Annotated in this window: 24 protein-coding genes and 1 pseudogene; 21 read left to right on the top strand and 4 right to left on the bottom strand. The window is 39.7% G+C overall.

Features of this window, described 5'->3' with window-relative positions:
* Positions 1-31 precede the first annotated feature (31 nt).
* The gene (locus M3610_RS07635) at positions 32-271 is read left to right on the top strand and encodes a YuzB family protein (RefSeq protein WP_098572395.1); all 240 of its coding nucleotides are present in this window, start codon (positions 32-34) and stop codon (positions 269-271) included.
* A 129-nt stretch (positions 272-400) separates the two neighbouring features.
* Positions 401-766, top strand: a complete 366-nt coding sequence (erpA, locus tag M3610_RS07630) for an iron-sulfur cluster insertion protein ErpA (protein ID WP_285850992.1) — start codon at positions 401-403, stop codon at positions 764-766.
* A gap of 41 nt (positions 767-807) precedes the next feature.
* On the opposite strand, the gene M3610_RS07625 is transcribed toward erpA, so the two are convergent.
* Positions 808-1,806, bottom strand: coding sequence for an NAD(P)/FAD-dependent oxidoreductase (locus M3610_RS07625; protein WP_251457941.1), 999 nt, complete (start codon positions 1,804-1,806; stop codon positions 808-810).
* Positions 1,807-2,259: 453 nt separating this feature from the next.
* Between M3610_RS07625 and M3610_RS07620 the strand changes: the two genes are divergently transcribed.
* The 9 genes from M3610_RS07620 to kapD all read left to right on the top strand — a co-directional run bounded on the left by M3610_RS07620 (position 2,260) and on the right by kapD (position 8,982).
* Positions 2,260-3,477, top strand: coding sequence for an NAD(P)/FAD-dependent oxidoreductase (locus M3610_RS07620; protein ID WP_098572766.1), 1,218 nt, complete (start codon positions 2,260-2,262; stop codon positions 3,475-3,477).
* A 192-nt stretch (positions 3,478-3,669) separates the two neighbouring features.
* Complete coding sequence (locus M3610_RS07615) at positions 3,670-4,110, top strand: NUDIX domain-containing protein (RefSeq protein ID WP_251458355.1); 441 nt, start codon at positions 3,670-3,672, stop codon at positions 4,108-4,110.
* A 157-nt stretch (positions 4,111-4,267) separates the two neighbouring features.
* On the top strand, positions 4,268-4,393 hold the full coding sequence (locus M3610_RS07610; RefSeq protein WP_180230041.1) for a YuiA family protein: 126 nt from the start codon (positions 4,268-4,270) through the stop codon (positions 4,391-4,393).
* Positions 4,394-4,533: 140 nt separating this feature from the next.
* Entirely contained in the window at positions 4,534-4,857 is a 324-nt protein-coding gene (locus tag M3610_RS07605) for a YuiB family protein (RefSeq protein WP_098572768.1), read from the top strand.
* Between the two features lie 150 nt (positions 4,858-5,007).
* Entirely contained in the window at positions 5,008-5,616 is a 609-nt protein-coding gene (locus M3610_RS07600) for a 3D domain-containing protein (RefSeq protein WP_251457939.1), read from the top strand.
* Between the two features lie 166 nt (positions 5,617-5,782).
* Positions 5,783-7,291, top strand: a complete 1,509-nt coding sequence (locus M3610_RS07595) for a leucyl aminopeptidase (RefSeq protein ID WP_251457937.1) — start codon at positions 5,783-5,785, stop codon at positions 7,289-7,291.
* Between the two features lie 170 nt (positions 7,292-7,461).
* A complete protein-coding gene (locus M3610_RS07590) occupies positions 7,462-7,689 on the top strand; it encodes a hypothetical protein (protein ID WP_251457935.1) in 228 nt (75 codons plus the stop codon).
* Positions 7,690-7,797: 108 nt separating this feature from the next.
* Entirely contained in the window at positions 7,798-8,181 is a 384-nt protein-coding gene (locus tag M3610_RS07585; protein ID WP_251457933.1) for a hotdog fold thioesterase, read from the top strand.
* Positions 8,182-8,358: 177 nt separating this feature from the next.
* On the top strand, positions 8,359-8,982 hold the full coding sequence (gene kapD / locus M3610_RS07580) for a 3'-5' exonuclease KapD (protein ID WP_098572773.1): 624 nt from the start codon (positions 8,359-8,361) through the stop codon (positions 8,980-8,982).
* A gap of 13 nt (positions 8,983-8,995) precedes the next feature.
* On the opposite strand, the gene M3610_RS07575 is transcribed toward kapD, so the two are convergent.
* On the bottom strand, positions 8,996-9,205 hold the full coding sequence (locus M3610_RS07575; protein WP_251457930.1) for a hypothetical protein: 210 nt from the start codon (positions 9,203-9,205) through the stop codon (positions 8,996-8,998).
* A 3-nt stretch (positions 9,206-9,208) separates the two neighbouring features.
* Positions 9,209-9,589, bottom strand: coding sequence for a kinase-associated lipoprotein KapB (gene kapB, locus M3610_RS07570; RefSeq protein ID WP_098572774.1), 381 nt, complete (start codon positions 9,587-9,589; stop codon positions 9,209-9,211).
* A gap of 114 nt (positions 9,590-9,703) precedes the next feature.
* Between kapB and M3610_RS07565 the strand changes: the two genes are divergently transcribed.
* The 6 genes from M3610_RS07565 (at position 9,704) to M3610_RS07540 (ending at position 13,648) form a co-directional block, all read left to right on the top strand.
* Positions 9,704-10,447, top strand: a complete 744-nt coding sequence (locus M3610_RS07565; RefSeq protein WP_098572775.1) for a peptidylprolyl isomerase — start codon at positions 9,704-9,706, stop codon at positions 10,445-10,447.
* 93 nt (positions 10,448-10,540) lie between these two features.
* Positions 10,541-10,750 carry a hypothetical protein gene (locus M3610_RS07560; protein ID WP_098572776.1) on the top strand — a complete coding sequence of 70 codons (210 nt, stop codon included), beginning with the start codon at positions 10,541-10,543 and terminating at the stop codon, positions 10,748-10,750.
* Between the two features lie 87 nt (positions 10,751-10,837).
* The gene (locus M3610_RS07555) at positions 10,838-11,365 is read left to right on the top strand and encodes a superoxide dismutase family protein (RefSeq protein WP_251457927.1); all 528 of its coding nucleotides are present in this window, start codon (positions 10,838-10,840) and stop codon (positions 11,363-11,365) included.
* Between the two features lie 154 nt (positions 11,366-11,519).
* Positions 11,520-11,954 (top strand): hypothetical protein, encoded by a 435-nt coding sequence (locus M3610_RS07550; protein WP_098572778.1) that lies wholly within the window; start codon positions 11,520-11,522, stop codon positions 11,952-11,954.
* Positions 11,955-12,079: 125 nt separating this feature from the next.
* Positions 12,080-13,276 (top strand): alanyl-tRNA editing protein, encoded by a 1,197-nt coding sequence (locus M3610_RS07545; RefSeq protein WP_251457924.1) that lies wholly within the window; start codon positions 12,080-12,082, stop codon positions 13,274-13,276.
* A gap of 108 nt (positions 13,277-13,384) precedes the next feature.
* Positions 13,385-13,648 carry a DUF1871 family protein gene (locus M3610_RS07540; RefSeq protein ID WP_251457921.1) on the top strand — a complete coding sequence of 88 codons (264 nt, stop codon included), beginning with the start codon at positions 13,385-13,387 and terminating at the stop codon, positions 13,646-13,648.
* Positions 13,649-13,793: 145 nt separating this feature from the next.
* Here the strand turns inward: M3610_RS07540 and M3610_RS07535 are convergent.
* Positions 13,794-13,988 (bottom strand): annotated as a pseudogene (locus tag M3610_RS07535) (helix-turn-helix domain-containing protein); the annotation flags it as partial.
* 232 nt (positions 13,989-14,220) lie between these two features.
* Between M3610_RS07535 and yugI the strand changes: the two are divergent.
* From yugI to M3610_RS07515, 4 genes are all read left to right on the top strand, one after another.
* On the top strand, positions 14,221-14,625 hold the full coding sequence (yugI, locus tag M3610_RS07530; RefSeq protein ID WP_251457918.1) for a S1 domain-containing post-transcriptional regulator GSP13: 405 nt from the start codon (positions 14,221-14,223) through the stop codon (positions 14,623-14,625).
* Positions 14,626-14,803: 178 nt separating this feature from the next.
* Positions 14,804-16,003, top strand: coding sequence for an ornithine--oxo-acid transaminase (locus M3610_RS07525; RefSeq protein ID WP_251457915.1), 1,200 nt, complete (start codon positions 14,804-14,806; stop codon positions 16,001-16,003).
* 27 nt (positions 16,004-16,030) lie between these two features.
* The gene (locus M3610_RS07520) at positions 16,031-17,314 is read left to right on the top strand and encodes a Glu/Leu/Phe/Val family dehydrogenase (protein ID WP_251457913.1); all 1,284 of its coding nucleotides are present in this window, start codon (positions 16,031-16,033) and stop codon (positions 17,312-17,314) included.
* 95 nt (positions 17,315-17,409) lie between these two features.
* A complete protein-coding gene (locus tag M3610_RS07515) occupies positions 17,410-18,573 on the top strand; it encodes an iron-containing alcohol dehydrogenase (RefSeq protein WP_251458353.1) in 1,164 nt (387 codons plus the stop codon).
* The last annotated feature ends 108 nt before the right edge of the window (positions 18,574-18,681 follow it).

Genomic DNA, 18,681 nt, shown 5'->3' with positions numbered 1-18,681 from the left:
TAGGATAATTAGTTGTGGAGAGGTGAAAGCAATGATTCAACCCATCATCGAATTTTGTATAAGCAATCTTGCGAATGGTGCCCAAAAGGCACTAGAGAAATTAGAAAAAGATCCCAATTTGGATATTATTGAATATGGATGTCTTGGATATTGCGGTAAATGTGCGACTTCGTTATATGCTCTCGTAAATGGGGAAGTAGTCACAGGAAAAACACCTGACGAATTGGTCGATAATATTTATCAATATTTGGAAGAGAATCCAATGTTTTAAAATAGGGAGCGTCGCCGCTCCCTTATTTATATATATTTCATATGATAGTACGAAGGAATCGTATCATTTGAGTAGTTAACAATACGTGTATATAATAAATTAAAAGCCTCATTAAGGGAGGGTATCATATTGAGTAATAATGTGGTTATTTTAACAGAAGCGGCATCGATCCATATTAAAGAAATGATGAAGCATAACGAAGAAGAAGGCGCTTTGTTACGCGTTAGCGTAAAAGGTGGTGGATGCAGCGGTTTATCCTATGGGATGGGCTTTGAACATACAGTAAATGAAGATGATTTGAAACTTGAACAACATGGAATTCAAATCTTAGTCGATAAAGAGAGTGCAGCGATTTTACAAGGAACCAAGATTGATTATAAAGAATCAATGATGGGCGGCGGCTTTACTATTGACAATCCAAATGCAATCGCATCATGCGGATGTGGGTCATCGTTTAGAACGGCTACTGCTACTGGTACTCCGGAAGAATGCTAAGGTAAATAAGAAAAAGCGTCCTTACAAAGGGACGCTTTTTCTTATTTATTGAACATCGAAGAACTGTGTATTGGCTGAATTTTTGCCTTTGGATCAATGAAGGCCTTTGCATTGTTAACCGCTGTAGGTGCTTCACCAAAGCCACAGGCAATTAATTTCACTTTTCCTTCATAGGTACAAATGTCTCCAGCTGCATAAATTCCAGGGATGTTGGTTTCCATTTTTGAATTAACGACAATCGAATTCTTTTGGATGTCTAAGCCCCATTCCTTAATTGGTCCAAGTGAAGAAACAAAACCATAGTTACAAATGACAGCATCGACATCTACTGTAACCTTCTCTTCCCCATTAACGGTTTCAAGAACAACCTGTTTGATTCCACTTACATCCCCAACTAATTCTGCAGGAACATAGGGTGTTTTCACATGTACTTTTGAATTATATAAGTTTTCTACACTATGCTCGTGGGCACGGAATTTATCTCTGCGATGGACAATTGAAACTTCTTCAGCGATCGGCTCAAGCATTAAGGCCCAGTCGACTGCAGAATCACCGCCGCCAAAAACAACTACTTTTTGACCTGCAAATTGATTTAAATCCTCAATAAAGTAGTAAAGATTTTTACGCTCATATTGAGCAGCACTTTCGAGATCTAAACGACGTGGTTGGAAGGCGCCATTTCCGGCTGTAATAATAATCGTTTTAGAATAATGGATTTCTTTGTTCGTTGTTAATTTAAATGTACCATCTTCCTGCTTCTCTAGCTTTTCAACCGATTGCTCTAGTGCAACCGTAGGTTGGAATTTCTTCATTTGTTCTTTCAGATTATTTATTAACTCTTGTGCACGGATTTTTGGAAAACCAGCTACATCATAAATATATTTTTCTGGATAAAGCGCAGACAATTGGCCGCCTAGTTGTGGCAAGCTCTCGATAATTTTCACTGAAGTTTGTCTCATGCCACCATAAAAAGCAGTAAATAAACCGGTAGGACCTCCGCCAATAATGGTAATGTCGTAAACTTTTTGATTTTCTTCCACTCCGTATCCCCCCAACCTGTAGTAACAAACTCCCTCATTATAATATTATCATAAAACGAAATATTCTCACATCCTTATGTGGGAATATTCACAACTGAGACAATTTTAAAAATATTTTTCTCAACATATATCATATTCAATTTTCCTCAAAACTTAAGATAAAAATTTATAAAAATCGCTTGATAATCGGGTGAAAGTAGCATAAGATGAATTGAGGATAGATTGTTAATTTTTTGTGACATAAATAGCACGATTTTATGTCAAGTAGTAAAATATAGCATTCTTAGCAATTACCTTGCTTGACCTATACATCTTCGGGAAATTGATTTTTTTTAACTTTATTCGTGAATTATATCACATACATTTTTTTATTATACAAAATAAAAATGGTCAAAGCAGTGGAAACTAAGAAAAAAGGGATTATCTAAAAAATAAAGGGTGGAAGTGATCACTTTGAGAAAGCCTAAAATTGTTATTCTCGGTGCTGGTTACGGTGGACTAATGACAACAGTTCGCTTACAGAAGTTAATCGGCGTGAATGAAGCGGACATTGTTTTAGTAAATAAAAATGACTATCATTATGAAACCACATGGCTGCATGAGGCGTCTGCAGGCACACTGCATCATGACCGCGTACGGTATGATATCCGTAATGTAATCGACCGCAGTAAAGTGGATTTTGTTCAAGATACTGTCGTAGAAATTAACAAAGAAGACAAGAAAGTTATTTTGGAAAAAGGGGAAGTCAACTATGACTACCTTGTTATCGCCCTTGGTGGTGAACCAGAAACATTTGGGATCAAAGGATTAAAAGAATATGCTTTTGGAATCACAAATGTAAACTCTTCTCGTCAATTGCGTGAACATATTGAATACCAATTTGCCACATACAATATGGAAGAAGAGAAAAATGACAATCGTTTGACTATTGTTGTCGGTGGCGCTGGCTTTACGGGAATTGAATTCCTTGGGGAATTAACAAATAGAATCCCTGAATTATGTCGTGAGTATGATGTGGATTCACATAAAGTGAAAATTATCTGTGTCGAGGCTGCTCCAACAGTACTCCCAGGGTTTGATCCGGAACTAGTGAATTATGCCGTGTCACAATTAGAACGAAAAGGTGTTGAATTCTTAATCGGAACAGCGATTAAGGAATGTACGGAAGAAGGCATCATTGTCGCTAAGGGTGAAGAGGAACCACGTGAAATCAAGGCAGGTACTGTAGTGTGGGCCGCAGGAATTCGCGGGAATGCTATTGTTGAAAAATCAGGCTTTGAAGCAATGAGAGGCCGGGTCAAAGTTCAGCCGGATCTTCGCGTTCCTGGTTTCGATGATGTTTTCATGATCGGTGACAGTTCATTGATGATTAATGAAGAGATCAACCGTCCATATCCACCAACTGCACAAATTGCGATGCAGCAAGGGGAAGTTTGTGCACGCAATATCGCTGCATTAGTTCGTAATAAGTCTGAATTAGAAACTTTCACGTTTGATAATAAAGGGACTGTTTGTTCCCTTGGTGAAGATGATGCAATCGGGGTTGTTTTTGGTAAAAAAATAACTGGTGCAAAAGCATCCTTCATGAAAAAAGTCGTCGATAATCGCTCTCTTTACATGATTGGCGGCGCTGGTCTTGTATTGAAAAAAGGAAAATTTAACGTATTTTAAATAAAAAAGCGGAGCGCCTTGGCGCTGCAGCTAGATTGTTATAAAAATTCAATCACAGAAAAAATTTAGTAAAAGGGACAGAGAAATCTGTCCCTTTTTGATATGATTAAAATAATGAATCGTGAAAGGGGGAGTTCGGTGAGTAGTCGTGAAAAAAGAGGCAAGGTTTGGTTGGCTGTTGCAGGGGTTGTCATGTCAAATGAGGGGAAATGGCTCGTCGTAAAAAAACGATATGGCGGCTTAAAAGGCCAATGGTCACTGCCCGCAGGCTTTGTTGAAATGGGTGAAACAGCGGATGAGGCGGTTATTAGAGAAGTATGGGAGGAAACTGGAATCCAATGTCGGGTGAAGGGACTAATTGGTCTAAGAACGGGTGTGATTAAAGGAGAAATTAGCGATAATTTGCTCCATTTTCTACTTGAACCGGTGAGTGACCAGGTGGTGGTTAGTCATCAGGATAACGAACTTTATGAAGCGAGATTCATGGCGATCGAAGAATTATTCCATGAAAAAGATGCTTCTGTCATACTCCAATATTTAATTAGAAAAGATATTACCTTCTTGAAACAAGCGATTAGTGATTTAAACCCAGGAGATCAGTTTGGATATACAGCTTATAAAATATTTTTGTAATTTTTAGAAAATTTAAGTAACGATAAGTAATTGTAAGAAAACTTGACATGTATCCGCTTTCTCGATTGAATTTGCCAGATTTTCGTCCTTTCTTTTTTAGAAAATCCTTGATATATTATCAGAAAATTAAGTTAATTATTAAGGAGATGATTTAGAAATGACAGTAAAAATCGTGGATTCAAAAGCATGTGATTATTGTGCAGGGAAGGGCTATTTTCAATTAGTTCTAGGGGGATCGGAAACCTGCAGCTGCTGCGAAGGAACTGGCAAGAAAAAAGAATAAAGTTTATCGTATCATTGAAGTGCTTCTTCGAATTATTCGAGGGGCTTTTTTCTTGTAAATAAAAGAAATGCATTCGTTTATATTGACTCCTTTTTCGACATTCAGTACACTAAATGTTGATGTATAAGGGGGAATCTCGGATGCAAATGAGCATTGTTGTCTTAATCATATCGATTTTACTTTTCTTTGTTTTATTTTTTGGAATTGGGTTTATTCTCAATATGCTGCTTCGTATGTCATGGGTTATGGCTGTAGTTTATCCTATTGTGGCCATTTTTATTGTAGATAAAGTGAGTTTTAGTGAATATTTTACAAATAGTAAAATGGCATTTAATGAATTGGGCCACAGGTTTACTTCATTAGCCACTGCTGATATTCTCATTTTAATAAGTGGACTAGCTGGTGCGATAGCGGCAGGTTTCACGATCAAACTTTTACGAAAAAATGGATACCAAATGTTTTAAGACTCTTACCAAGGGGAAAAGACGGACTTTTCCCCCCTGGAAAGAGTCTTTTTTATGATTTGCACTCACACATGCAAAATTTCGCTTGTCCTTTTTTGAATATTTTCCTTCAACTTGGGAATGAATATTTTGGGAGGAGTGAAAATTTTGATGAATAAAATGATACATTGGTGTAGGCGTTTGGCCATGGTTTGTCTCTTCTTAATGGCAGTCTTTGCGACCTTCCAATCAATCTCTGGAGTAAATGCACAAATGTTTTTAAACCAATTTGCGTCTGTTCTTGCGTCGACTGAACCTGTTTCAGGAACCCAAAGGTCCTTGGAAAATGAAATTGATTGGTCAAAATATCCTAAACAAACAGTTACCGCCACTGGATATACAGCAGGAGTAGAATCAACAGGAAAAAGTGTTGGCCATCCTGAATATGGGATAACTTACTCCGGTGTAAAAGTAAAACGTGATTTGTTTTCTACGATTGCAGCAGACCTTAATGTATTTCCCATTGGAACGATCCTCTTTATCCCTGGCTATGGATATGGCGTTGTTGCCGATAAAGGCGGGGCTATCAAAGGGAATGAGCTAGACCTTTATTATGAAACGGTTGAGGATGTTTATAATAAGTGGGGCAAAAAGAAGCTCGATATTTATGTGGTCCAAAAAGGGAATGGAAAACTAACAGAGCAAACACTTAAATCATTAAATGAAGATAAATCGATGCAAGTCTTCCGTGGGCAGTATATTAGTTCTGAGAAGAGATAGAAGCAGGCTGCTGGCCTGTTTTTTACTTTTAGGCTGTGTTAAATGTTGATTGGAGCGGAAGGCAACAGGCAACTTTACCAGAGCCTATTTTTATAATAATTAGTTGCTCGAAATAAATAGGGTAATTCGCTATAATTAAACACGAATAATTTGGAGGTGAAGTAATTTGTTTAATGTAAAAAAAGAACTAGAATTAACAACAGAGCACGAAGGTTTAGTCATTGGACTCTTTGATAAACCTGAAAAATTCACAGGATTTTTAGCATTGCTCGATGATGCATTCAATGGCCAATTAAGAGAGCTCATAAAATCAAGTGACATTTCAGCAAAGTTTAAAAGAATCAATAAAGTACATAGTTTAGGGAAAATCGGCTCAAAACGTATTTGGTTTGTTGGCCTGGGGAAGGAAAAGGAATTTACCTTTGATAAACTAAAATCTGCTTTCGGCTGTCTCTTTAAGGAAGTGAAGGCAAATAAACTTGAAGAAGCATCCTTTTATTTAGATTCCTTTACAACTGAACAAGTTGATGGTTTGGACGCTGCCCATGCGCTGAGCGAAGCATTTGCTCTCTCAACCTATCAATTTGAAGGATACAAGCAAAAATCGAACGAACCGGAGAGAAAGCTGGCTCATCTAACGATTTATTGTGACAGCCTTGATGAAGATGAAGTGCAAGCCTCGTTAACGGTAGGACATGTATTTGGTAAAGGAACGAATTCGGCACGAACACTCGTTAACATCCCTGGCAATATGTTAACGGCAACAGATATGGCTAATTATGCTCGGGAACTTGCACGTAAATATGCTTTTGAGGTGGAAATCCTGGATAAAGCTGAAATAGAGAAGCTTGGAATGGGAGCATTCCTTGCCGTGAATCAGGGTTCAACAGAGCCTCCTAAAATGATTGTCCTTAAATATCAAGGGAAAGATGAATGGAAAGATGTGATCGGCTTAATTGGAAAAGGCATAACCTTCGATACGGGAGGGTACTCCATTAAAACGAAATCAGGGATCGTGGGGATGAAAACTGACATGGGCGGAGCAGCAGCAGTCCTTGGTGCAATGGAAATCATCGGTGAAATTCAGCCTGAACAAAATGTGGTCGCGGTTATTCCTTCTACGGATAATATGATTAGCGGCAATGCCTTCAAGCCTGATGACGTGATTACATCGATGAGCGGTAAGACCATCGAGGTTTTAAATACAGATGCTGAAGGAAGGCTAGTCTTAGCTGATGCGGTAACCTATGCAAAACAGCACGGTGCAGACTATCTTGTAGATGTCGCAACTTTAACAGGAGGAGTAATTACCGCACTTGGTCTCCATACAACGGGGGCAATGACTAATCATGGTCCATTATATGATCAAGTCTTAGGGGCTTCCCTGGAAGCAGGCGAGCAAATGTGGCAGCTGCCATTGTTTGAAACGGAGATTGAACGGGTAAGAAACAGTAAAGTGGCCGATTTAAATAATTCCCCTGGCAGTGAAGGCCATGCATTGGTTGCTGGGGCTTTTATCGGTGAATTTGCCGAAGGAACACCATGGGTGCACTTAGATATCGCGGGGACAGCTACCACCGCAAAATCCCATGATTTAGGACCTGCCGGTGCAACCGGAGTGATGACCCGGACACTTGCCTTATTTGTAGAACGGTTTGAACCCATCGAGAAATAGTGATTTGAAAAAGTCTCCGAGACATCTTGGAGGCTTTTTTGTGCTATTGGAGCGCACCAGTGCAAACGCCGCTAACCTGGCGCTTCCGCCTTTTGTTTTTGCCCACTCAAAACCCCTTCCATTCGCATATGAAATAGTGTAGGCAAGTATAGAAGAAGGAGGTTTGCTGCATGTACCCTTATTATCGAAACCCTCATCAGGTCCAAGACCAAAGATTTATTGGCTTCGGTTTGCCATTACTTGGAGGATTTTTAGGAGGCTTATTAGGGGGTGCGTTAATTAGCCGGCCATTTTACGGATATCCAGGATTTTATCCACCGCCCCCACCCCCATTTCCACCGCCAGGAGGCTTTCCTGGGGCTTTTTATCCCGGCTTCGGTGCCCCGTATTATTACTAAAATGAAAAAACAGCTCTTGGGCTGTTTTTTTATGTAAAAAAGGAAAATTAGTTAATAAAGCGAATAGTTTATATAGATGAAAACTGTTTACATATTGGAGGAATTAATATGATTGAAAATACATTGCTGCAATCTTTAGGAATTGAGATTACCCTAGTTGAAAAAGGAAGGGTTATGGCGACCATGCCTGTAGATGAGCGGACTCGTCAGCCATTTGGATTACTGCACGGTGGTGCATCTGTTGCTTTGGCGGAAACGGTTGCCAGTATAGGAGCATATGAATTGGCAGATAAAGAAACGGAGGGTGTTGCGGGTCTAGAGATTAATGCAAATCATGTTCGTCCGAAAACGGAAGGTGTGGTTACAGCGACTGCAACTGTCCTATATCAAGGGAGATCCACTCAAGTATGGGATATTAAAATTACCGATGAAGAAGGCCGCATGATTTGTGTATCAAGATGTACGATGGCAGTCATTAAGCTCAAAAAATAATCGCGAAAATATCTGTTTGTAGAAGAATGGATTATTAGGATTATTATTGATTAAAAATTTAAAAAATTAACATTAGTTTCGTGTTATAATATAAGAAAAAATAGAAAAAAAGCACAATTTTTTGTACATGTTTCTTTATATAATGTAGTAAGAGTAAACGTAAAGGTGGTGAAATTGATGCGGGCAAGGCGGCAACATTTATTTATCGATTTTGAGTTTACAATGCCTGAACGGAATGTTCGCATGAAGGATTTTTATGCGGAAATTATCGAAGTTGGAATTGTTGCAGTCGTAGATGATCAAGTAACAGAACAGTTTTCATCCTTTGTTACTCCACTTAAATTTCCAAAACTAACTGAACGCTGTAAATCCTTTTTACATATTTCTCAGCAACAGGTAGACAAGGGTTTATCTATTTTTGAACTTGTTAAAAAATTGGAGGAGTTCAACAAGAATAATTATGAAACAACCATTGTTACTTGGGGAAATATGGATATGAAGGTTCTTCGTCATAATTGTTTAAAGGCAGGGATTGCGTTTCCGCTAAACGCAGTGGAGTTGGATCTTTCCATGGAATATAAACGATTCTTTGGTGATCAAAATCAAACGGGACTTTGGAAGGCAGTTCAGGAATACGGGAAAGAAGGAACGGGCAAACATCATCGTGCACTGGATGATGCGCTGACTACCTTTAATATATTCAAACTCGTTGAAAAGGATAAACGTTATTTAGAAAAACCAGAGCCAACCACGATTGGGGATCGGATTGATTTTTCAAAGTTATTAAATGAATTCGCATAAAAGGCCAAATCATTCAAACTGATTTGGCCTTTAGCGTTTTTATATGCTCTGTTAATCTGCCTGTTGATTTCCGCTCCAGGCGCTTCGCTTTCCGCGGGCGGTCCGGGGAGCCTCCTCGTCGCTGCGCGCCTGTGGGGTCTCCCCTGCCCCGTCCTCCCGCAGGAGTCTTCGCACCTTCCACTCCAATCAACAGGGTGCAAAAATTAACATTGAGCTTTAACACAGCCTATATTTTATAATCCTTTTCAAGCGATTCCAAGGCTCTCAGGCTCATTTCAGCCCATTCTGAATTAGTTTCTGTTAATTCCTGTTTCATTTTGGCTAACGATTCTTTTAACGACTCTCTATAATCTGGAATCTCATTCTCAAAGGGCTTTACCATTTTGAGGGGGATATTCGCCTGCTCCCGAAAGCTGAGCGCTTTTCTCTCGTGAAAAATAAGTACATCTGCATCTTTAGGGTTATGTAAATCTCCTTGCATGGGATGTTTAAGCACAGCAAGAACTCTTACTAAATAATGCTGTGGACGTACCTCTGTTATTTCTCCAATATATTTTCCAGTCTTATAAATGGCTGTAACAATCTTACCAATTTGTAATTCCGACAAAAAAAACACCCCTTCCACTTTTCTCTTTTATTTTAATATGAATCATAGTAAATTTAAAACAATGTGTGAAATAATTTTATTTCGGTTAAAGTCAAAAAATTGGAGGAATGATATATGAGGAAGAATCTGCATTTCTTATTAACATTATTTACAATTGTTCTAGTTTTGGCTGCTTGTGGGACAAGCACAAAGAAAGAAGAAGCAACCACCAAAAAGACCGCGCCAAAAACGGAACAGAAGGAAGGGGACCAAACTGTGTCAAATGCCGTCTATCCTCAGCTTTCAACAGAGGTGCTTGATAATGAACAACTCGTTGAAATGGAGACGTCAATGGGAAATATAAAAATTAAATTGTTTCCTAAGTATGCTCCGAAAGCAGTTGAAAACTTTGTAAAACATGGTAAAGAAGGTTACTATGATGGACTTATTTTTCATAGGGTTATTAAAGATTTCATGATCCAGGGCGGTGATCCGAATGGTAACGGTACTGGCGGGGAGAGTATTTACGGACAGCCTTTTGAAGATGAATTCTCGAAAAATCTTTATAATCTCCGCGGTGCTTTATCCATGGCTAATTCAGGCAGCAACACAAACGGAAGTCAGTTCTTTATTGTGCAAAGCTCGTCACTAGATTCTGCCATGAAGGACCAAATGGAAAAAGCAGGCTATCCGAAAGAGATTATTGAAGCCTATGATAAAAACGGTGGTACACCGTGGCTTGATCATCGTCATACGGTTTTTGGCCAAGTAGTTGAAGGAATGGATATCGTGGATAAAATTGCTAACACGCCTGTTGGTGCTCAAGATAAACCTGAGAAAGATGTGATCATTAAGAAAATCAAGGTGTTAGCAGAGTAACGATGAACCGTAGATTATGAAGGTGGTATGAAATGTTTTTTGTTGCTATAATGAATTATTAGAGCAGTTCCTTTAGAGAAAGGGAGAAGAAAAATGTTTCATCCATCGGTACTTTCATTGTTTTTATACTTTCCGGAAGATAAATCGGAATATATACCTGCTGCAATCACTTTTGCGATTTTCTTAATTGGAGCCTTACTAACGATGCGCGTCATCATTTTAGTCTCCAAACGCGAGGCTAAAAAGGCAAAAGAATTAGAAAAACAATTGCAAAATCAAGAGCACACTCCAAGGAACAGTTAACCCAATACTGTTCCTTTTTGTTTGGATAAAGGATCGGGGGATTGCTCATACTAAATGCAAATTGTCTAGTGTGGGGGTAGTATACATATGAAGAAAAGCTGGATCATCATTCCACTGCTCATTCTAACAGGATGTACAGAAGAGAATATCAGAAAGATTGATGTGGAGATGTATAATGCGGTAGGGGATTCCCTTGGCAAAATAAAGGTAGCTGAGCAGGCCAAAGGCGTAAAATTATCAGTAGATTTAAATGGCCTTCCAGCCGGAGATCATGCGATTCATATCCATGACAAGGGAAAATGTAAAGCTCCAGACTTTAAATCAGCAGGAAACCATTTTAATCCCGATAATAAGGAACATGGGCTTCTTCATCCCAAAGGTGCACATGCAGGCGATCTGCCTAATTTAATGGTTGGTGATGATGGGTCTGTAAAAGTAGATTTAACGGCACCCAATGTCACCTTGAAAGATGGAAAGACATCGTTGTTTACAAAAGACGGGACCACAATCGTCATTGATGAAGGGAAAGATGATGGTATGACACCGCCTTCAGGAGATTCTGGAAAACGGATTGCCTGTGGAGAAATAACAAAAGATAAAAAAGCGAACAAATAAAACGGCTAGAATGAGAATATTATTTTTTGGCAGGCTATCAGTTAAGTGTGATAGCCTTTAACATTGAATTTTTTCTTGTAAATAGGTAGAAATCTACAGCTTTTCCTAAAGGTGGACATACACTAGCATGGAGACGATTTAGGAGGCGATAAGTTTGGGAAAAAGACAATTCTTTGGCGGATTTCCAGGACAATCTGGTTACCCGCAAATGGGCTATCCGCAAATGGGTGGGTATCATCAAATGGGAGGCTTCCCGCAAATGGGAGGATATCATCAAATGGGTTATCCACAAATGGGAGGATTCCCACATATGATGGGAGGTCAGCAATCAGGATTTCCTCAAGGCATGGGCGGTTTTCCGCAAATGATGGGAGGCCATCAGTCAGGTTTTCCTCAAAGCATGGGAGGTTTTCCTCAAATGATGGGAGGCCAGCAATCAGGAACTCCTCAAAGCATGGGCGGGTTCCCTCAAATGATGGGAGGCCAACAGCAAACTGGTTTTCCTCAAATGATGGGCACTTCCCAGCAAGGTGGACAAAACCTACCAACGATGCCTACTTCTTTTGGACAGCGTAAAAATAAGAAGTAGTTAAGTCACAGATCAGTTAGAAAAAACTGTTCCTCATAAAGGAGGAGCAGTTTTTTGTTTGCTTGATTTATTTTCCTTTTTTTTAGACAATGAGTTCATAATTATATATTGGAGTGACCACAAACATGGAGAACAAACTGTATTATCAAGATCCATACATACAAACTTTCAAAGCAAAAGTGGTAAAACAAGAACAAGACCCAACAGGCAGCTGGTATATTGTATTAAATCAAACGGCCTTTTATCCAACCGGCGGCGGGCAGCCGCACGACCTTGGAACACTTGCTAATAAAGCGGTAATAAACGTGGAAGAAATCGATGGAGAAATTCGGCATTACATTGATGGGCCATTCGATGATATTGGAAAGGAAGTCATAGGGACCATCGATTGGGAAAGACGCTTGGATCATATGCAGCAACACGCCGGGCAGCATCTATTATCTGCGGCGTTTGATCACCTATTTGGATACAAAACAATTGGGTTTCATTTAGGGGCAGAAATACTTACCATCGATTTAGAGACGGAGCATCTTAGCGAGCAACAAGTACAAGAAGCTGAGGCGCTAGCAAATCAGGTCATCCTTGAAAACAGACCAATTGAGACGAAATGGGTTACAGAAGAAGAATTGTCTCAATATAATCTCCGAAAAGAGACAAAAGTGAAAGAGGATATTCGCCTGGTTATTATTCCTGATTTTGATGATAACGGGTGCGGGGGGACACATCCAGGAGCTACTGGTGAGGTTCGAGCGGTAAAAGTATTGGATTGGGAACGACAAAAGAAGAAGGTGCGGGTCCAATTTGTTGGCGGGAACCGAGTAGTTACACAGCTTGGACAAAAACAAAGGGTGCTCCTGGAATTAACAAAAATCCTGAATTCTCCTGAAAAGGAAATGGAACAGGCTGTCCTTCGTCTCCTTGAAACGAACAAAACATTAGAGAAAGACCTTGAACAAACTCAGGAAAGTCTCCTTCATTTTGAGGCGAAGGACTTACTTGAAAAAGGAAGTCATCGTGAGAAGCTCCTCGTCAGTGAGGTGTTTCAAAATCGGTCCATTCAGGAATTGCAAAATTTAGCACGAATCATAATTACTGAACAAGAAACGGCTATTGTTTACTTTGTATCGGAAAATGATAAGCGATTGCAAGTGGTTTGTGCACGTGGACAAGCTGAAACGGTAAGTATGAAGCAAGTAATCGCTAGTGCCCTTCCGCTTATTAACGGAAAGGGCGGAGGAAATGATTCATTTGCCCAGGGCGGCGGTGAGGCACTAGTGTCTGGAGAGCAAATGCTACATCATCTATTGGAAATAGTTAGATAACTTGTGTGGTGCACCAATCTTTTACACTCCATTTTTTTAGAAGTATACTGGAGACCATGAGGAAATAAAATAGTCCTTTTTTAAGCCGAAATTTGGGAGTTAAAAATAATGAGAAAAGAACTGCAAACAAATTTACAATATGTAGATCTATTAAATGAGTGGAATCCCTTCAACTTAACTAATGGAGGATATGACACAGAAATCGCTGATACCATTCAGGCTATCTATGAATTAGATGATTGTGATGAGTTGGCCAAAAGAATACAAAGCATTTATGATTTTTCCTTTGAAAGAATAATTCCCTTGGAAGAGTGCTTGAAAATAGCTAAAGAATTATTAGTCATTAAAGCAAATGATGCTTGTTCCATTTAAAACTTCATGGCAAAAAAAAAGGACATCCCATGATGGATGTCCACTTCAAAAAGGGGGAATACTAGAAAGCCTTATGATATAAGGGTTTCCAGTATTTCCTTTTTTTATACAGCAGTATAGAAAAACTTTGTTATTATTCATATTATTGTTCAAGCAATTCTGTGGCAGGAAGATCTAATACAGTTGATAACTTTAATAAGGTTTGGGTGCTAGGAATTTGTTCTCCAGATTCGTATTTCTCAATTGTGTGAATTCCAACTCTTACTTTTTGTGCCAGCTCTTCCTGAGACATATGGAGCATTTCACGGGCATTTTTAATGGTTTGGCCGATGGTATTCAAACTGGTTCACCTTCCCTTTAAAATAGATTTCCTCACTATTAGTTTATCACGTTTCGTAACTATTTCTTTCCCTTTCCTTGAATATTATGTTAAGAAATTTCGACAATCCCACTAAGGTAAGCATTATTTGCAGTTTATTTTTCAATCTTTTTTGATTTAAAGCGTTCTTTGTGGTATAATATTATAATGCGTATATAAGGGATAAAATAATTAATTACTTAGGAGTGTTTTCATGTCAGAAAAGATCGAAACTGGAAGTATTTTAACAGGTAAAGTAACTGGAATTCAACCATATGGAGCGTTTGTTGCGCTTGACGATAATACTCAAGGCCTTGTCCATATTTCTGAAATTACCCATGGTTATGTGAAAGATATTAATGACCACCTTAAAGTTGGGGACGAAATTAAGGTGAAAGTATTATCAGTGGATGAAGGCGCAGGTAAAATTGGACTTTCGATTCGTGCAACGGAAGAAGCTCCTGTTCAACAGGCTGCTCCGAAGGCAAAGAAACCTCGTAAACGTCCAGTTGCTGCGATTATTCCAGAAGTGGAAGGCCAACAAGGTTTTAACACATTAAAAGATAAACTACAAGAGTGGATTGACCAGTCACAACGTGAAGATTTAATAAAAAAATAAATTCATGTAAAGCCTAGACCCAATGCTATATTAGCATGGTGCTAGGCTTTTTTTTACATAAAAAGAGCTTTTTCATGGATAAAATTATATTGGGGTGTTCATTCTTTTTTCATGCTCGGCTACAATAGTACTATATGTACATAATATTAGAATGAAACAATGAAACGGGGGGTTATTTATGAATGCAAATGTAAACACGAATGAATTAATTGCTAAAACAGAGAAATATGGAGCCAACAACTATCATCCGCTTCCAATTGTCATTACTAGGGCGGAAGGTGTTTGGGTAGAGGACCCAGAAGGCAATAAATATATGGATATGCTTAGTGCATATTCAGCTGTGAACCAAGGACATCGTCACCCAAAAATTATTCAAGCGTTAAAGGACCAGGCCGATAAAGTTACATTAACTTCCCGTGCATTTCACAATGACCAACTTGGTCCGTGGTATGAAAAGGTTTGTCAATTAACGAAAAAAGAGATGGTGCTGCCCATGAATACCGGGGCGGAAGCAGTGGAAACAGCTGTGAAAACGGCACGACGCTGGAGCTATGATGTAAAAGGTGTGGCCGAGAACCAAGCGGAGATTATTGCTTGTATAGGGAATTTCCACGGCAGAACAATGACGGCAGTTTCCCTTTCATCCGACGACGAGTATAAACGCGGGTTTGGGCCCATGCTCCCGGGGATCAAGCTAATCCCTTACGGTGACTTAGAGGCATTAAAGGCTGCGATTACGCCTAATACAGCGGCATTTTTAATTGAACCGATTCAGGGAGAGGCTGGGATTGTCATTCCACCTGAAGGCTTTATGAAGGCCGCCTATGATCTTTGTAAAGAAAACAATATTTTGTTTATTGCGGATGAAATTCAAGCTGGTTTGGCCCGGACAGGTAAAATGTTTGCTTGTGAGTGGGAAGGAATCGAACCTGATATGTATATTCTAGGTAAAGCATTGGGCGGTGGTGTGTTTCCAATTTCATGTGTTGTCGCTGACAAAGATATTTTAGGTGTATTTAATCCGGGATCACACGGTTCTACCTTCGGGGGAAATCCAATGGCATGTGCAGTTTCCATAGCTGCCCTTGATGTGCTGGTGGATGAAAAGCTAGCAGAAAAATCGTTAGAACTTGGCGAGTATTTTATTAATAAATTAAAAGAAATTAAAAATCCAATCATAAAAGAAATTCGCGGACGTGGATTATTTATCGGAGTTGAATTATCTCAGCCGGCTCGCAAATATTGTGAGCAATTAAAAGAGCAAGGACTATTGTGTAAGGAAACCCATGACACGGTGATTCGCTTTGCGCCGCCGCTGATTATTAGTAAAGATGAACTGAACTGGGCCTTGGAGAGGATTAAAAACGTACTTGGATAAAAGGTAAAAAATACTAGGGGTGCAAAAATGGGGATATATGATGTAACAAATAGTGGCGGTGATAAGGATATAGAGACATTAGACCTGCTCACTTCAACACAGATTGTTATTCATGATGCATTAAAAAAGATGGGCTATAACGAAGAAATGTTCGAATTATTGAAAGAGCCATTAAGAATGTCGGATGTTAGAATCCCCGTGCGGATGGACGATGGTTCGACCAAGATATTTAACGGGTTTAGGGCCCAGCATAATGATGCACTTGGGCCGACCATGGGTGGGGTTCGATTTCACCCTAAGGTCACAGCAACCGAAGTGAAGGCATTATCGATGTGGATGAGTATGAAGTGTGGCATCGCTGACTTACCATTTGGCGGAGGAAAAGGAGCGATTCTTTGTAACCCGCGGACGATGTCATTCGGTGAACTTGAACGATTAAGCCGCGGATACGTTCGTGCTATCAGCCAAATTGTTGGTCCAACGAAGGATATCCTTGCACCCGATATGTACACTAATTCTCAGATCATGGCGTGGATGATGGATGAATTCAGCCGTCTCCGCCAATTTGATTCTTCTGGTTTTATTACCGGCAAACCCCTTGTACTTGGAGGCTCTGAGGGCCGGGAAAGGGCAGGAGCAAAGGGCGTAACCATTTGTATTGAGGAGGCTGCCAAGAAACGCGGTATTCGCATTAAGGGATCCCGTGTCATTGTTCAAGGGTTTGGAAATGCAGGCAGTTATGTGGCAAAGTTTATGCATGATGCAGGAGCGATTGTAATTGGAATTTCTGATGTTTATGGAGCACTTTATAATCCTGATGGATTGAATATTAATTATCTGTTGGATCGTCGGGACAGCTTTGGAACGATTAGCACTCTTTTCGAATGGACCATCACCAATAAAGAACTGCTTGAGAAGGAATGTGATGTATTAGTTCCTGCAGCGATTTCGGATCAGATTACCGCTGAAAATGCCTACAACATCAAGGCTAAAATTGTCGTAGAAGCTGCAAACGGGCCGACCTCGCTTGAAGCTACCAATATACTTACTGAACGTGGCATTTTGCTTGTACCAGATGTTTTGGCTGGGGCAGGTGGTGTGACCGTCTCCTATTTTGAATGGGTTCAAAACAAGCAGGGGTATTATTGGAGTGAAGAGGAAGTAGAAGAGAAATTGCGCGATAAACTGGTCAAGTCGTTCGAGGATATTTATCAACTGTCCCAAACTAACAACGTGGATATGCGCTTGGCGGCGTATATGATCGGCGTCAAAAAAATGGCAGATGCCTCCTTGTATAGGGGATGGGCATAAAAAACTTCCTTGCATCATGGATGATGCGAGGAAGTTTTTTTGCAAAAAGAACGATAATAACTAATAATGAGTAAGGAAAAGGATGGTGTATAATGATGGAAAATTTTACTTTTTTAAATCCGACCAAATTGATCTTTGGAAAAGGTGAGTTGGAACAACTAAAAACAGAAGTACCTCATTACGGGAAAAAGATATTGCTCGTCTATGGCGGGGGCAGTATTAAACGGAGCGGCTTGTATGAAAATATAATAAATTTATTAGCAGAAATTGGAGCAGAGGTTTTTGAACTCCCTGGAGTGGAACCGAACCCACGGATTACTACCGCACGAAAAGGGGTGGAAATTTGTAAACAAGAGGGAATTGATTTCTTGTTAGCAGTCGGGGGCGGAAGTGTCATTGATTGTACCAAACTTATTGCTGCCGGTGCAAAATATGAGGGGGATGCTTGGGATCTTGTTATTAAAAAGTCAATTCCACAAGATGCCCTTCCGTTTGGTACGGTGTTAACGCTCGCAGCAACGGGCTCAGAAATGAATTCAGGTTCGGTTATTACAAATTGGGAAACAAATGAAAAGTATGGCTGGGGAAGTCCCGTTACTTATCCGAAATTCTCGATCTTAGATCCCGTTAACACGTTTACGGTGCCAAGGAACCAAACTATTTATGGTATTGTCGATATGATGTCACATGTGCTTGAACATTATTTTCATTTAGAAGAAAATACAGATTTTCAAGATCGCATGTGTGAATCTTTATTGATTACTGTGATGGAAACGGCACCTAAGTTGCTTGCGGACTTAGAAAATTATCAGCATAGGGCGACCATTCTTTACAGTGGAACGATGGCTCTTAATGGAATTTTAAATATGGGTTATCGCGGTGATTGGGCTACACATAATCTAGAGCACGCTGTGTCGGCCGTATATGACATTCCTCATGGCGGAGGCCTGGCGATTTTGTTCCCACATTGGATGAGGCATAATCTAGCCGTGAAGCCTGAACGCTTTAAGCAACTTGCCATTCGGGTGTTTGGGGTAAATGAAGCAGACAAGAGTGCAGAACAAATAGGACTTGAAGGAATTCAAAAATTACGTGAGTTCTGGAATAGTATTGATGCACCATCAAGGTTAATTGATTATGATATTGATGATTCGAAACTAGACTTAATGGCTGACAGAGCGATGGAAAACGGTGAATTTGGGAATTTTAACAGTTTAAACCGTGAGGATGTTTTAGCTATTTATCGTGCATCACTATAAAATTACGAAAGTTAAGAAATTTGTCGAAAGTGGGTGCGCTTTCAATAGTGGACCTGCCTTGATAATCATCCCATCATTCGTTAAAGTGGTTATGTAAATAAAATTATG

The organism is Neobacillus sp. MER 74, assembly GCF_023714155.1.
This window is presented reverse-complemented; position numbering and strand designations above follow the sequence as displayed.